At 67.9% G+C, this 16348-nt stretch carries 7 protein-coding genes; 6 read left to right on the top strand and 1 reads right to left on the bottom strand.

Annotated elements, in window-relative coordinates; all coding sequences use genetic code 11:
• Positions 1 to 190: 190 nt before the first annotated feature.
• Together pglW and pglX are read left to right on the top strand one after the other, a co-directional pair.
• Positions 191 to 4885, top strand: a complete 4695-nt coding sequence (gene pglW, locus ACFYWG_RS14450) for a BREX system serine/threonine kinase PglW (RefSeq protein ID WP_389201469.1) — start codon at positions 191 to 193, stop codon at positions 4883 to 4885.
• Between the two features lie 72 nt (positions 4886 to 4957).
• Positions 4958 to 8686 (top strand): BREX-2 system adenine-specific DNA-methyltransferase PglX, encoded by a 3729-nt coding sequence (pglX, locus tag ACFYWG_RS14445; RefSeq protein WP_389201467.1) that lies wholly within the window; start codon positions 4958 to 4960, stop codon positions 8684 to 8686.
• On the opposite strand, the gene ACFYWG_RS14440 is transcribed toward pglX, so the two are convergent.
• Positions 8687 to 9340, bottom strand: a complete 654-nt coding sequence (locus ACFYWG_RS14440; protein WP_389201465.1) for an ATP-binding protein — start codon at positions 9338 to 9340, stop codon at positions 8687 to 8689.
• A gap of 196 nt (positions 9341 to 9536) precedes the next feature.
• Between ACFYWG_RS14440 and ACFYWG_RS14435 the strand changes: the two genes are divergently transcribed.
• The 4 genes from ACFYWG_RS14435 to ACFYWG_RS14420 all read left to right on the top strand — a co-directional run bounded on the left by ACFYWG_RS14435 (position 9537) and on the right by ACFYWG_RS14420 (position 16325).
• Positions 9537 to 10421 (top strand): helix-turn-helix domain-containing protein, encoded by an 885-nt coding sequence (locus ACFYWG_RS14435; RefSeq protein WP_389201463.1) that lies wholly within the window; start codon positions 9537 to 9539, stop codon positions 10419 to 10421.
• On the top strand, positions 10418 to 10621 hold the full coding sequence (locus ACFYWG_RS14430) for a DUF397 domain-containing protein (RefSeq protein WP_389201461.1): 204 nt from the start codon (positions 10418 to 10420) through the stop codon (positions 10619 to 10621). Before ACFYWG_RS14435 ends, ACFYWG_RS14430 begins: the two co-directional genes overlap by 4 nt.
• Before the next feature lie 139 nt (positions 10622 to 10760).
• Complete coding sequence (locus ACFYWG_RS14425; RefSeq protein WP_389201459.1) at positions 10761 to 12206, top strand: ATP-binding protein; 1446 nt, start codon at positions 10761 to 10763, stop codon at positions 12204 to 12206.
• Between the two features lie 192 nt (positions 12207 to 12398).
• The gene (locus ACFYWG_RS14420) at positions 12399 to 16325 is read left to right on the top strand and encodes a phage resistance protein (RefSeq protein WP_389201457.1); all 3927 of its coding nucleotides are present in this window, start codon (positions 12399 to 12401) and stop codon (positions 16323 to 16325) included.
• Positions 16326 to 16348 lie beyond the last annotated feature (23 nt).

The raw sequence follows: 16348 nt of genomic DNA, 5'->3' as shown, positions 1-16348 counted from the left end.
CCTGTCGGGGATTTGGACGAGCAGTCGTAAGCGGCTCCGCTCTAGCGGCGGAACGGGCGCTCCCGTGCCGAGGGTCGATCACTGACGCCAGGCAGCGCCTTCCGTGCCCCAGCCGCTACGATCTGAGCCGGGGATTTTGCTGCCTGAGCAGCAGCAATCGGTACAGAGCGACACGAAGCGGGGATGACACATGCGGGACGGCCGGTGGACCTCGGTCACCGACTCCGAGTTCCAGCATGAGCACCGGGGCCTGGAGGCCATCCGCGAGAAGCTTCCGGACAACGACCCGTGGCGGGCCTGGTCGAACTTCACCTTCACCGCCCACACCGGCCACGTTCGGGAAGTGGACCTGCTGGTGATCGCCCCGGGCGGTGTCCACCTGATCGAGCTGAAGGACTGGCACGGCTCCGTCGAGTCCCGCAACGGCACCTGGCTGCAGACCCAGCCCAGCGGCCGGCAGATCCCCCACGGCAACCCGCTGCACCTGGCCAACAAGAAGGCCAAGGAACTGGCGGCGCTGCTCAAGCAGCACGGCGAGAAGGTCTGGGTCTCGGAGGCCGTGTGCTTCACCGACTCGTCCCTGCGCAACCGGCTGCCCGCCCACGACCGCAACGGCGTCTTCACCGTCCACCAACTGGCCGAGATGCTGAAGGAGCCGCCGAAGGACGAGTACCGCCGGATCGACGCCGCGCGGTCGCGCCGGATCAAGGCGGCCATGGAGCGCATCGGCATCGCGCGCAGCGACGCCGAGTACAAGGTCGGCCCTTATCTTCTCAGCCGGAAGTCGTTCGACTCGGGCCCGACCTGGGCCGACTACCTGGCCCAGCACAGTGAACTGCCGGAGGCCGCCCGCGTCCGTGTCTATCTGCGCGAGCGCGGCTCGGACGCCGAACTGCGGGCATCCGTCGAGCGCGCCGCCCGCCGCGAAGCCGCTGTGCTGCGCCACTTCCGGCATCCCGGTGTCGTCCAGCTCAAGCAGTACGACCCCTCCGGCCACTCCGCCGGCCCTGCCCTGATCTTCGACTTCGATCCACGGACCCTGCGCCTGGACGAGTACCTGATCCAGTACGGCGAGAAGCTGGACATCCTCAGCCGGATGGCGCTGGTGCGGCAGCTCGCCGAGACGGTGCGCTCGGCGCACGGCCGACGGATCTTCCACCGCACCCTGGCGGCCCGCGCGGTCCACGTCATCCCGCGCGGCCGTACCCCCCGGGGCGACGCCGAGAGCGAGACCGGCGCCTGGTCCAGCCCGCACCTGCAGATCTCCGACTGGCAGGTCGCCGTCCAGCGCAGCTCCGAGCACGGTGTGGTCGGCAACGGCGAGCGGTTCGCCCCCACGACCTTCTCGCGCGCGGGCGCGCATCTCGCCGAGGGCGCGGACCCGTATCTGGCCCCGGAGCTGACCGCGCTCAGGCCCGATCCGGTCGCCCTGGACGTGTACGGACTCGGCGTGCTCACCTATCTCCTGGCCACCGGCAGGCCACCAGGCGCCAGCCAGGCCGAACTGGTGGCCCGCTACGAGGCGGGCGAGGGACTGCGCCCCAGCTCCGTCGTGGACGGCCTTTCCCCGTACATCGACGAGCTGGTGCAGGCGGCCACCGCCTACGACGTCTCCGCCCGGCTCTCATCGGTGGACGACTTCCTGGAGATGCTGGAGGTCGTCGAGGCTGACCTGACCGAGCCTGTGACAGACGAGGCCCCGCGTCCGGCCGCACCCGAGAAGGATCCGCTGGACGCGGTCGCGGGCGATGTGCTGGCGGGTCGCTGGGAGGTCAGGCGCCGCCTCGGTACGGGCTCCACGAGCCGCGCGTTCCTGGTGCGGGATCTGACCGCCGGCCCGGAGGTGCGCTTCTCGAAGTCGCTGGCGGTACTGAAGGTCGCGACGTCGGACAGCCGCGGCGAGGTGCTGCGCCGCGAGGCCGAGATCCTGGGGCGGCTGCGCCCGGACTCCCGTGTGATCCGGCTGGTCGAGCCGGAGCCACTGCGCATCGGGCCCCGCACAGTCCTGGTCATGGAGTACGTGGGCGACGAACGCGAGGAGGGCGCCGAGCCGTCCACACCGGGCGCGAAGCGTCGGCGCCGGGAGGAGACGGTCGCCCGGCAGCTACGCGAGTTCGGCCGCCTGTCCGTGGACCAGCTCGAGGCGTACGGCGACTACCTGTTCGGCGCGGTGGACTTCCTCGAGGGCGAGGGCGTGTGGCACCGCGACATCAAGCCGGACAACATCGCGATCCGTATCCGCCCGAACCGCACCCGCGAACTCGTGTTGATCGACTTCTCGCTCGCGGGCTACCCGGTGAACGAGACCGCGGCGGGCACGGACGGCTACCTGGACCCGTTCATCGGCACGCTCACCGACCGCTCGGTCTACGACGCCCACGCCGAGCGGTACGCCCTGGCCGTCACCCTGCACGAGATGGCGTCCCGAGAGCTCCCGGTCTGGGGCGACGGCAAGGTTTCGCCGCGCCAGACCGACCCGGAGAAGGAGCCGCACCCGAGAATCGCCGCCGACGCCTTCGATCCGGCTGTACGGGACGGCTTGGTCGCCTTCTTCCACAAGGCTCTGCACCGGGACGCCTCCCAGCGCTTCCCCGACCTCAAGCCGATGCGGGACGCCTGGAAGAAGATCTTCCTCGCCATGGACGAGGCGAAGCCCTCATCCCGCCGCCCGTCACGGCACGCGGCGTCCCCCGCACAGGGCGAGGCGGCGCAGTCCACTCCGGATGCCGCCATCCCGGAGGCCGAGGAGGAGAGCGCCGAGCAGCAGCGCGAGCGGCTGGCGGAGCGCGTCGACCGGGACACCCTGATCTCGTCGTCCGGCCTCAGCCCGGCCGCGGAGTCGTTCGTGTACGGCCTCGGGGTCAACACCGTCGGCGAGTTGCTCGACTACAGCCAGCGCCAGCTCGTCAACGCCCCCGGTCTCGGCGCCAAAACCCGCAAAGAGGTCCTGAACCGCATCAAGCAGTGGCGGCTCAAGCTCGCGGAGAAGCCCGCCGCGCCGCTCACCCCCGAGGGCCGCAAGGCCGCGAAGGAGGAGCTGTCGGCAGCCGAGGCTGCGGCGGCCAGTGCGGTGGCGGCGAACGGCGGTGCCGGTGCGGACTCGCTGCCGGAACGAGCGCTGCGCAGCGTCAGCCTCGACACCCTCGCCACGGTGTTCGTGCCGCCGCTGCGCAAGGACGGCTCGAACCACAACGAGTGCGAGATGGTGCGGCTGCTGCTGCGGCTGCCCAACGAGCAGGGCGTGCTGCCGTCGGAGGTCGGGGTCTGGCCGACACAGACGGAGGTCGCGCACGCGCTCGGGCTGTCGCGGGGCCGCATCCCTCAGATGCTGAAGAACCAGCGGACCCGCTGGAAGAAGCACCCTGCGGTACGGGCGCTGCGCGCCGAGGTCCTGGACCTCCTCCACGACTTGGGAAGGGTCGCTTCGGCGGCGGAGATCGCGGACGCGCTGACCGTGCGGCGCGGCACCCAGCTCCAGGAGCGCGATCAGCGCCGGGCGCTGGCCCTGGCCGCCGTACGGGCCGTGGTGGAGGTCGAGCAACTCGTCCCGGACGAGGCCGAGTTCCAGCACGCCCCGAACCGCGACGCGGCCGACGAGAGCATGGGCGCGGGCCTGCTGGCGCTGGAGGTGGGCCCGGAAGACGCGCCGGACACACCGTCGGCGCCGGGCCTGCTCCACTACGCCCAGAGGCTCGGCCGTATCGCCGACGACATGTCGAAGCTCGACACCCTGCCGACGGCTGCGACCGTGGTGGCCGAACTGGGTGCCGTTCCCCCGCCGAGTGCGGCCGTGCAGTGGGACGACCGGCGCTTGGTGGAGATCGCGGTGGCCGCCTCCCGCCATGCCGCCGCGACGCCCCGCCTGGAAATCTATCCACGCAAGCTGCCGCTGGTCCGCGCGCTGCGCCTCACCCAGGCCGGCCTGGTACCGCTCATCCCGGGGTTGCCGGAGGCCGAGCAGCCGGGTCTGACGGCCGACGACGTCCACGAGCGGGTACGGGCCCGCTTTCCGGAGCTGCTGAACGAGCGCGGCGGCCATGCCCTGCCTACCGGTGGTCCGCTGACGAAGGCCCTGAAGGACGCCGGTTTCGGGCTGGTGCTGTCGACGCGTAGAAGCACGGGGACGCTGCGGTATCTGCCGAGCAGTCCGGATGGCGCGTCGACCTATCTGTCGTCGGACGCCCGACGGCAGCCGACGGGCACCGTCTCCGCGCACCGCTACTCCGACGACCCGGAACTCGCGGCGGCGGGCACAGCCGAGGACCGGCTGAAGGCCTCGGCGCGGCGGGACGGCTTCCGCGTACTGACGGTGCCGACCGAATGGGCACGGGATGCGATCGACGAGCTTGGGCGGGATGACTTCGCCGGCGGGGCCGTCGTGGTGTCGGTGGCCGAGCTGTTCGTGCGGGCGCTGCACGAGTTGGTCGACCCGCGGCCCAAGCCCACGTGGGAGACGATCCTGCGTGCGGATGTGGCGAAGGCCGGTACGCCGGGTGCGATGAAGTTCGCCGAGTACGCGGGGACGGCGTGGGGACTGGTGGAGCCTCGGATCGGGGAGCTGCTGGTGCCGGGGGGCACGGGCTCTGGGAACAGTGACGGCGGGGGCGGGCCGGCTGCTCCGTTGCTGCTGACGGACGCAGGGGTTTTCGCCCGGTACGACGCGATGGGTGTACTGGAGCGGCTGGCGGAGCGGTCGCGGGGTGGTGGGCGTGCGCTGTGGCTGCTGTGTCCGCAGAGTGACCCGGCCCGGCCTCCGCGGCTGGGGACGGTGGCTGTGCCGTACCAATCGGGGCTCGGTGAGTGGATCGTGCTGAATGAGTTCTGGGTGCAGAACGCGCACCGCGCGAAGCCGGAGAGGGCCGGGGCCGGCGGCCTACGGGGGTAACGCGCTGAGCGCGTGTGCAGCATGCGGAACCGCTCGCGTGTGGGTGGGGATGACGACAGGAGATGTGACCAAGTGATCGACCGCAAGTCCAAGGCACTGCTGACGGACCTGATCAAGCAGGTGAAGGCGGTCGAGGTCGACCTCGGCCAGCAGGTACGGGACGGCGAGACAGTCCTGAAGCCGCTGCGCACGGAGTACGGCAAGCTGCAGAAGGCCGATCCCAAGGGAAGCCCGAAGTGGGATGCCTGGCTGGAGGAACGGCTGGCCGACTTGCCGGAGGAGCGTGCCGAGCGGGTGCGGGCGGCGGAGGCGGTCGCTGGGCGGCTCAGGGCCGAGTACGACCAGGCGTTCAAGCTCAGTCGTACGGGGGCGACGTGGAGCGCGTGGCTGGACGAGCGGGTCACGCAGGTCGCGGTGGCGTGGGTGCTGGGCACGGTGTTCGTACGGTTCTGCGAGGACAACCGGCTGATCCCGGAGCCGTACCTCACGGGCCCGGACGCCGAGCGGCGGGATCTGGCGGAGGCCCGGTACAGGCAGTACGTCGAAGAGGAGCAGGACCCGACGTACCGAGGGTGGCTGGAGCGGGCGTTCGCGGAACTGGGCTCCGGGCAGGCCGGCAAGTTGCTGTTCAACAAGCGGCGCAACCCGCTTTATCAGATCCCGATCTCGCACGACGGGGCGCGGGCGCTGGTGGAGTTCTGGCGGGAGCGGCGGGAGGACGGGGAGCTTGTTCACGACTTCACCGACTCGCTGAGCGAGGACGGTACCGAGGGCTGGGACACACGGTTCCTCGGTGACCTGTACCAGGATCTGTCGGAGGCGGCCCGGAAGACGTATGCACTGCTTCAGACTCCGGAGTTCGTGGAGGAGTTCATCCTCGACCGGACGATGAACCCGGTGGTGCGGGAGCTGGGCGGGCGCTTCGGCGAGCTGAAGATGATCGACCCTACGTGTGGGTCGGGGCACTTTGTGCTGGGTGCGTTTCGTCGAATGATTCGGCTCTGGGCGGAGCGGGAGCCTGGGCGGGATGTGCATGAGCGGGTGCGGGATGCGTTGAAGTCCGTGCACGGGGTGGACATCAATCCGTTCGCTGTGGCTATTGCGCGGTTCCGGTTGCTTGTGGCGGCGATGGCGGCGTCGGGGGTGCGGACTCTGACGGAGGCGGGGCGGTGCGACTGGCCGATCCAATTGGCGGTAGGTGACTCGCTCATCAAGGCTCGGCAGCTGGAACTTACGCTAGGGGGTGAGGAGTTTGGAGACTCTTTGGCAGAGTTCACATATGCCACGGAGGACGTGGATGAGTATCCGGGGATCTTGGAACAGGGGCGGTACGACGTGGTCGTAGGGAATCCGCCCTACATCACAGTGAAGGATAAACAGCTTAACGCGCTATATCGGGAGTTGTACGCCTCCTGCTCTGGGGCATACGCTCTATCCGTACCGTTCGCTGAGCGATTTTTCCAACTAGCGAAGGTCGGGTCACCGGACGGTCACGGATATGGCATGGTTGGTCAAATCACGTCGAACTCGTTCATGAAACGAGAATTCGGCACGAAGTTGATCGAAGAGTACTTCGCCCACAAAGTTGAACTAACGGAGGTAATCGATACGTCGGGGGCATACATCCCCGGACACGGAACTCCGACCGTAATCCTCGTCGGACGGCGGCGATCAGGGGCCCTCCGTGAGAACACAGTGCGAACCATCAGAAGTATCCGAGGCGAGCCTAGGACACCGAAGGGCGACGACAAGGGAGTCGTTTGGAACTCCATCGTAGACCAAATCGATAAACCCGGGTCGGCAAATGAATGGGTATCATCGGAAAACCTCGAACGCGTTCGCTACTTCGGCAAACAGCCTTGGATTCTCGCCGATGGTGGCCTTGAAATGGTAGAGCACCTAAATTCCCAGTCAGCAAATAAGTTGGGTGACATAAGCACAGAAATTGGCGCAGGGGCAGTAACGCGTGAAGACAACGCATATATGGTGGGCGCTGGCCATCTTCGCCGCCATCAAGTCGAGGACACCCATAGGCGTTACCTTGTAGAAGGAACGGATGTACGGGACTACACGGTCACCGACGCCACGATGTCGATTTGGCCGTACAATCCGGACACTCTGGAGGCCACAGCTTCTCCCTCCGTTGAGCATGCACTATGGCCATACAGAATACTACTTCGCAGTCGGGTAGCCTTCGGTAAGACCCAAATCTCCCGCGGCTTGACCTGGTTTGAGTATTCCATGTTCTTCAGAAGTAGATATCGCACCCCCCTTTCTGTTACGTTCGCAGAAGTCGCAACTCACAACCACTTCGTGCTCGATCGCGGTGGACGCGTTTTTAAGCAGACCGCACCTGTGATCAAGATCGAAAGCGGTTCGAACGAGGAAGAATACCTGCGAATCCTCGGGATCCTTAACAGCTCAGTCGCCGCTTTCTGGCTAAAAATGCGCTGCTACCCCAAGGGGGGCGACCCAATGGGTGATGACGGCGCGCGTGTGAGCGCTCAGCCTTGGTCTGATCGTTACCAGTTCAACGGAGCCAACCTCGCCGAGTTCCCGCTTCCGGCTACGGGACCCATCCAGGTTGCAACTGCCCTCGATGCTGTTGCCCAGGAACTAACAGCCACCAGGCCCTCCGCCCTAGCGCTTCCAAACGCTGCGGCCCTTCGCGAAGCCCACACCAAGTGGCACTCCACGAGAGCCCGCATGATCGCGCTACAAGAAGAACTGGATTGGCAGCTGTACTCCATCTACACCTTGCACTCGGAGGACCTTAGAGCCCCCGAATTTGAAGTCCCTGAACTCGCCCTCGGTGAACGGGCCTTCGAGATCGTGCTGGCTCGTCGGGTTGAGAAGGGTGAGGCGTCCGACGAGTGGTTCAAGCGGCACGGCTCCACCCCCATCACCACTCTCCCTGAACACTGGTCAGAGACATACAAGGCCATCGTCCAGAAGCGCATCGACGTCATCGAGTCGTCCCGCGCCATCGGCATGGTCGAGCGCCCCGAGTACAAGCGCCGCTGGGCGACCGAGGGTTGGGACGCGCTCCAGGAGAAGGCCCTGCGCTCGTGGCTGCTCGACCGGATCGAGAACCGCGAACTCTGGTTCGAGGGCGGCCAGCCGACCATCCTCACCCGTGCTCAGCTCACCTCCGCTCTGTCCCTCGACGAGGATTTCGTCTCCGTCGCCGAGCTGTACGCCCCTCGCAAGGAGCTGGCGACCGTCGTTGCGGATCTCCTCGCCAACGAGCACGTCCCCTTCCTCGCCGCTCTGCGTTACAAGCCCACCGGCCTGAGGAAGCGCGCCGACTGGGAGCACGTCTGGGATCTCCAGCGCCAGGAAGACGCAGCCCCGGACGAACCCTCCAAGCGGAGGATCCGGGACTCGATCCCCGTACCGCCGAAGTACGCGTCGGCCGACTTCCTCAAGGCGTCCTACTGGCGCGCCCGCGGGAAGCTGGACGTACCGAAGGAGCGGTTCATCTCCTACGCTACCGGTGCGATTTTCGGCACCCCGGACCTGTTCGGCTGGGCGGGCTGGGACCACCGTGAGCAGGCCCAGGCCCTCAGCACGTACTTCACGAACCACGACGAGCTGTCCGACGAGCAGATGAGCCCGCTGCTCGCCGGCCTCCTCGAACTCCAGCCCTGGCTCGACCAGTGGCACAACGAGTTCGACCCGCTGTACGGCGGCTCCCCCGCAGCCTTCTTCGCGGGATACCGGGCGACCAAGCAGGGCGAATACGGTTTGACCGACGACGACTTGCGCGCCTGGCGTCCCGGGAAGCCGACCAAGGGCTGATCACCCCGGCGTGCCCTCCCCGCCTTCCCGCACGGAGGGCACGTCACCATTCAGGACACTCAAGGGCTCGGCCGCGTGCACCCGTAGCGCCGGGCCCTTGTCCAGTCCGAGCACAACCGCGAGGCCACCAGCCGCGTACGACTCAGTGCGCACCATACGAACAGTGCGCCATTCACCCAACACTCGCACTCGCTGCCCAAGCCGCACCATGACAGCCGCGACTTCTCGACCGACGGGCTCGGGCACGATGTCCGGCGCCTTCAGCTCGGCCCACACGGTCTTGCCGATCCCACCCGCGCGCTCGTCCACTCCCCAGCGGTGAGCCAGCGCCTCCACGAGCAACAGTCCGCGCCCGCCGGTCTCGTCGTCACCAGGTGCCCACACTTCGGGCCTGCCCGAGCCCGCGTCGCTGACTTCTAGCCGTAGCAGCCCGTTCTCCAGCGATCTCGCGATCCGTACGCCAACCTGCCGGTCCCTCGGCACATGTACACGCAGCGCGTTGGTCACCAATTCCGAGAGCACCAACTCCGCTGACTCCAAGATGTCTTGGCTAACGCCCCACCCGCTGAGCACGGCATGCGCCAGCGCTCGTGTCCGGGGCACGCTGCGACGGCAACGAGTTAACCGGAAGGTGACTTCATTTGCTTCAGCCATGGCAGCCCCCAGAGGGTCGACGCGCGGCCGGAGCCCCATAGAGACAGCAAGCCGAGCCATGGGACGCCGATGTCCATGGCCAGGATGTATGCGCACCATCCGAATCTGCAACGTTGCCGACTAGCATGGTCTCAATCTTCCTCCTTTCGAGTTAACGCCACCTCGACGCATCCACGGCTCTGCTAAAGGTGTTGGCATGCTTGCGAAGAGCACCACTCCGAACCCCTCGACCGTGCTCGGCCGCCAACTTGGGGACGAGCTACGCCGGTTGCGGGAGGCCGCAGAGCTGACCACCGCTCAGGCAGCGGAAGCACTCGACTGCACCAAGGGCAAGATCAGTCGGATCGAGAACGGTCGGGTGGCGGTCCGCCTTCCGGACCTGACCGCGATGCTGCAAGCCTATGGGGTGGCGGATCCTGAGCTTCGTGTGCGACTGGGAGAGCTGGCCCGCAAAGCCAACCGCCGCCGCAGGCAAGGATGGTGGAACCAGTACGGATCCGTCCTTGCCGACACGTACCGCGACTACATCGCGCTGGAAGCCATGGCCGGAGAGATCCGCACTTTCCAGGCGCAGCTGGTCCCCGGCCTGCTCCAGACCCCGGAGTACGTCCGTGCCGTGACGGTGGCTTCACGACAGTGGCAGACAGCAGACGAGATCGAAAAGTTCGTCCAGGTTCGTCTCGCCCGCCAGGAACGACTCGGTGGCAACTCCCCCTTGCGTCTCTGGGCAGTGCTGTCAGAGGCCGTCCTCCTCCAACAGGTCGGGGGCCCTCAGGTGATGCAGGCACAGTTGGAGCACCTCCTGACGACATCCGAGCAGCCCAACGTGACCGTCCAGGTCCTGCCGTTCTCGCGCGGAGCGCACGCGAGTATGTTCGGCCCGTACGTAGTACTGGGTTTCCCTGAGGAGGCAGCGCTCGATGTGGTGCTGGCGGACAACCCAACCGGCTCCATCTGGCTGGAGCGGGAGGCGGAAGTCGCCCGTTACCAAGACCTGTTCGACGCCGCTCGCACGTCCGCGCTCTCTCCGATGGAATCCCGAGTCGTCATCCGACGCAGGGCCAAGGAGCACAGAGAATGAATAGCGCACGCCACAGCACGCCGAACCTGTCGGGGGCGAAGTGGCGCAGCAGCACCTACAGCGGCGGCAACAACGAGTGCGTTGAGATCGCCGTCGGTATCCCCACCCTCATACCCGTCCGCGACAGCAAGCGCCCCGCCGGCCCAGTGATCGCCTTCGGCTCCCACGCCTGGCACGCATTCATCTCCCACCTGGACTGAACCCAACCACCTCAAGGCCGGTCCGCCCTTCACTGCGGCACCCTCTACCATCACTCACGGCTACCAACCCAATACTCTGTTTCTCCATACTATGGTTCACTTGAGTATGTTCAACGTGAGCAAGCTCGAAAGGTGACCCATGCCAGGCTTCGTAGGCCGTACATCCGAGCTGGCCACCCTGAACCGCCACCTCACCTGGGTCCGCGACGGCCGAGGCGACCAGCGCGGCCGGGCCCTGCTGCTCCGCGGCCGACGTCGCGTCGGGAAGTCGCGGCTCGTCGATCTCTTCTGTGAGCGCGCCCAGGTGCCCTACGTCGTCCACCAGGCCACCCGAGGCGAGGACGTCAACCGGGAACGGGCCCGCTTCCTCGCCGAGGTCCGGGACTCCTCCCTGCCCAACACCACCCTCCTCGCCGGCGTCACCACCGTCGCCGAATGGGACACCGCCCTGCGCCAGCTCGCAGCCGTACTCCCGGACGACTCCCCCAGCATCGTCGTACTCGACGAGCTGCCCTGGATGCTCGAAGGCGATCCGGTCCTGGAGGGCACCCTGCAGACCGTGTGGGACCGCGTGCTGAGCCGGAAGCCCGTGCTGCTCATCCTCATCGGCAGCGACCTGGCCATGATGGAGCAGCTCTCCGCCTACGGCCGCCCCTTCCATCAGCGAGGGGTCGAGATGGTCCTCGCGCCCCTCTCCCCCTCCGAGGTCATGGCCATGACCGGGCTCCCGGCCGCCGACGCCTTCGACGCCCACCTGATCACCGGCGGTCTGCCCCTGATCTGCCAGGAGTGGCGGGAAGGCGAGAGCCGCACCGACTTTCTCTCCCGCGCCCTCGACGACCCCACCTCCCCCCTCCTCGTCTCCGCCGAGCGGGCACTGGCCGCCGAGTTCCCGACCGCCCTCCAAGCCAGGCACGTACTGTCCGTGGTCGGCAGTGGTGAGCGGACCTTCGGGACGATCGCCACGAAAGCCGGGGCGGCCGACCGGCCGCTCCCGCCCGGCTCGCTCACCCCCGCCCTGCGCACCCTCGCGGACAAGCGGCTCATCGCCGTCGACACTCCGCTCTCCACCCACCCCGGAGACCGCGACCGCCGCTACCGCGTCGCCGACCCCTATCTCCGTTTCTGGCTCGCCTTCCTGGAGCAGGGCATCCCGGAGATCGAGCGCGGGCGCGGCCGGATCGTGGTCGAGGCGGTCGAACGCGGTTGGACCTCGTGGCGCGGGCGGGCGATCGAACCCGTCGTACGGGAGTCCCTCGCCCGACTGCTGCCTGACGACACGTGGCCGCAGGTGCGGGAAGTGGGCGGCTGGTGGCCTCGTACGAACAATCCCGAGGTCGACCTCGTGGGGGCGGACCGGGCACCGGCACGCGAGATCGGGTTCGTCGGCTCGATCAAGTGGCACGAGCGCGGCTCCTTCGACCGTCGTGCCCTGGCAGCGCTGGCCCGTGACGCCCTGGCCGTACCCGGTGCCGATGAGGACACTCCCCTGGTCGCGGTGTCCCGCTCCGGGTTCTCGGTGGACGGGCTGGCGGCGACGTACGGGCCCGAGCAGCTGATGGAGGCCTGGGGGTCCGCTGCGTGAGCTCTCTCCCCCATGTCAGACACGCCCGATACGATCGAAGGCCGTCCCCACTCGTGTGAACAGTGGCGGACGGTGCCTCCGGGGCAGCGTGCGGTGCTGGGCATCCCTCGCCGTCCCGGTCGACGGGGGACGCACCGCGCTGCCCGGTGGACGTAGACGTAGTACACGGAAAACAGGAGACGCGAGACACAGATGGCACCGACCGCCGCCACAGCCCCCCTCCTCCGCGATGTCATCGACATCAAGACGTCCATCTCCACGTCCGACTTCGTCCTGAAGCTGGCCGAGGCCGTCACCAAGGAGGGCGCCGAGCGGGCGCTGCGGGACTACGTCGTCACCGAGCGCCTTCTCGAGAACTTCGACGAGGCGCTGAGTCTGATCAAGACCGCGTTGGACGGGCAGACGTCGAAGGCCGCGTATCTCCACGGCTCGTTCGGTTCCGGTAAGTCGCACTTCATGGCCGTGCTGCACGCCCTGCTCCGGGGCGACGAGGCCGCACGTGCCCGGACCGATTTCGATCCGGTGCTGGCCAAGCACGAATGGCTGAGCACCGACGGGAAGAAGTTCCTGCTCGTGCCGTACCACATGCTCGGGGCCAAGTCCCTGGAGCAGCGGGTGCTCGGCGGGTACGTCAGTCATGTCAAGGCGCTGCACCCCGAGGCGCCCACTCCGCAGGTCTACCGGACCGACTCCCTCTTCGCGGACATCCGCGCGCTGAGGGACCGTATGGGCGACGACAAGTTCATCGAAGGGCTCGCCGGAGCCACGGCCGACGACAATACCGCCGATGCCGACGACGAGTGGGGCGACTCCTTCGCCTGGACCCCGGCGCTCCTCGACACCGCTCTCGCCGCAGAGGAACTGGACGGCGCCGAGGTCAACCTCAACCTGGTCAACCCGACCACCCCGGCCGAGCTGCGCGCCAAGCTGGTGCACGACGCGAGCAGCAGTTGGTTCCCCGGCTTCGCGAAGAACGCCGCCGAGGACGAGCACGGCTTCATCTCGCTCGACGCCGGCCTCGCCGTCATCGCCGAGCATGCGAAGTCGCTGAAGTACGACGGGCTGATCCTGTTCATGGACGAGCTGATCCTCTGGCTCGCCAACCGCATCCACGACCAGAAGTTCGTCTCTCGCGAAGCAGACAAGATCACCAACTTCGTGGAGGGCGCCGACTCGCGCCGCGCCATCCCGATCGTGTCGTTCATCGCACGGCAGCGCGATCTGCGGGAGCTGGTCGGCCAGGAGGTGTCCGGAGCGGCCGAGACCGCCATCCAGGACAGCCTCAACCTGGCCTCCGGTCGCTTCGACAAGATCACCTTGGAGGACCGGAACCTCCCGCAGATCGCCCACGCCCGTCTCCTGAAGCCCAAGGACGCGGAGGCCGCCGCCAAGCTCGACGCGGCGTTCGCGAAGATCAAGCGGGTCGGGCCGCAGGTGTGGGACGTGCTGCTGGGCTCCGACGAGGGGACGACCGGTGCCGACGAGGCGTCGTTCCGGCTGACGTATCCCTTCTCGCCCTCGTTCATGGACACCCTGGTACACATCTCCTCGGCACTGCAGCGCTCGCGCACCGGTCTGAAGCTGATGGGCCAGCTGCTGGCCGACCATCGCGACGACGCGACGCTGGAGCAGCTCATCCCGCTGGGCGACCTCTACCCGGTCATCGCGGACGGGGGCGACCGGCCCTTCGTCGACAGTCTGAAGGTGGAGTTCCAGGCGGCGGACAAGCTGTACCGCACCAAGCTGCGGCCCTACCTCCTGGCGATGTACGACGTCACCGAGGAGGACATCGAGCGCTACCGCCATCGCCGCGAGACCATCACCGATCAGGGGCACTTGCAGCGGTGCAAGGCGTTCGTGGGTGACGACCGGCTGATGTGCACGCTCCTTCTGTCCGCGCTGGCGCCCAGCGTGCCCGCGCTGCGGGACCTGACCATCCGGCGGCTCGCGTCCCTCAATCACGGCTCGGTCATCTCCCCCATCCCGGGGGCCGAGGTCGGCGCCATTCAGTCGAAGGTCGACGAATGGGCGTCGCGCTTCGCGGAGATCAAGCCCACCGGCACCAAGGCCAACCCGGGCGTGCGGCTCGAGCTGGCCGGCGTGGACGTGGACTCCGTCATCGCCAACGCCAACGTCAACAACAACCGGGCCAACCGCCGCTCTCTCGCCAAGCGGCTCCTCGCCGAAGAGCTGGGCATCGAGCTCCAGGAGCGCCTCACCGCGGACGAGCTGAAGTTCGTCTGGCGTGGCTCGAACCGCACGGTGGAGGTCGTCTTCGGCAACATCGCCGACCACGACGACATGCAGGACCACGAGTTCGCCCCCAGCCAGGACGGGCTGTGGCGGATGATCATCGATCTGCCGTACGACGAGGGCGAGTACGGGCCGCGCGAGGACGCCAACCGTATGGCGGAGCTCCGTCGGCTCCCCGGCAACCGGCCACGGACGGTGGGGTGGATTCCCACGCACCTGTCCACCGGCCGTTTCCAGGACTTCCAGCGGCTGGTCGTCATCCACTACGCACTCGCCGACCAGCGGCGCTTCGACACCAGCTACGCGCAACACCTGAACGCCGACAACCGGGCCCGTGCCAAGGCGCTGTTGGAAGACCAACGCGAGACGCTCACCAAGACCGTGAAGGCTGCCTTCAAGCAGGCCTACGGCCTTGCGGCCAAGAAGCCCGGCGATGTGAACCCGGACTTCAACGAGCACCTGGAACCGCTGCCCGACGTGCCGGATCTGCGTGTCTCCATCGGGCAGTCCCTGCATGACGCGGTCCGGCACGTGGCGGGCAAACTGCTGGCCCACCAGTTCCCCGCGCACCCGGACTTCGACCCCGACGGCACGGGCACCGTCGTCAAACTCGCCGACGCGCGGACCGTGTTCGGGCACATCCGCGACGCATCAGAAGCCGGTGACCGGCAGGCGGAGATCCCGGGCAAGGAACGCGACCTCATGCGGCGCGTCGCCACTCCACTGGGGCTCGGCCAGCAGAAGGAGGCGTACTTCCGGCTCTCCACTCGCTGGCCGGAACACTTCGCCCTCCAGGCACGCGGCGAGGCCGGTCCCGGTGACCTGAGTGTCAGTCGGCTCACCGAGTGGATCGACCGTCCCGCGCCGATGGGCCTGGAGCCGTTTCTCGCCCACCTCGTCATCGCGTCGTACGCGGAGATGGACGACCGAGTGTGGGTACGGGCAGGTGCGCTGCTCGACCCTTCGCCCGAACTGTCGGCGATCAAGCCGCAGGACGCCCTGCGTTCTCAGCCGTTGCCGGAGGAACACGTCTGGGAGGAGGCGGGACGCCGTTACTGGGAGATCTTCGGTGAGGAGCCGCCCAGGCTCCGCAGGGGCCGGATGGTCGGACAATTCGCACGGCGGATCACGGAGCGGGCCCGGACGCATCAGCCGCACGCGGCCGATCTGGTGGCGCAGTTGGAGAAGCACGCGACGCTGCTCGGCCTGGACGGCACCGACGAGTCCGGCCGGCTGGCGATCGCCCGGCGGGCCCGGGACCTGCTGGACGAACTGCGCGGGCTGGATCAGGGCGCGGCCGGCGGTTCCGCGGCGGCCAAACAGGTCATCTCCGCCTTCGCCGGCTTCGATCTCGGCGACGTGCCGACGAGCCGCTACGGTGCGTCGATCAAGCAGGCCGAGGCCGTCGCGGCCGCCTTGGCCACCGCGGCCTGGGACATGCTCAAGCTCGCGCCCAACTACGGGCCGCAGGGCGAGGCAGTGCTGGAGGAGTTGCGCGGCGCGGCGCGTGTCGATCAGCGCACCAAGGACCTCAAGGAGGCGCTGCGGGAGGCACGGCGGTCCATCGTCGCCGTCATCGAGCGCAGCCAGGCACACACCCCCGACCCGCGCAGGGCATACGCCGCGCCCACGCAGACCGAACCTCTCACCAAGCCCGACGCGATCAGCCTGAACACCGGCACCGGCCAGCCGCCCGTGCCCTCCACCCACCCGGGCGCCGACAGCGGACGACGTGCGGGACGGCGCTCGGGCGGGGGCCGGACCACGGCTTCCCGTGCGCTGGCCCAGCTGAGGGCCGAACTGGCCGAACTGGCCGCTGCCGAGCCGGACGCGGAGATCGAGATCAGCTGGCGAGTCGTGGAGTGAGCGGTATGCGGCGAGCGAAGAAG

This window comes from Streptomyces sp. NPDC003456 (assembly GCF_042878735.1).
In the GTDB taxonomy this organism is placed as follows: Bacteria; Actinomycetota; Actinomycetes; order Streptomycetales; family Streptomycetaceae; genus Streptomyces.
Note: the sequence above shows the minus strand (reverse complement) of the source record. Positions and strands in the feature narration are given on the sequence as shown.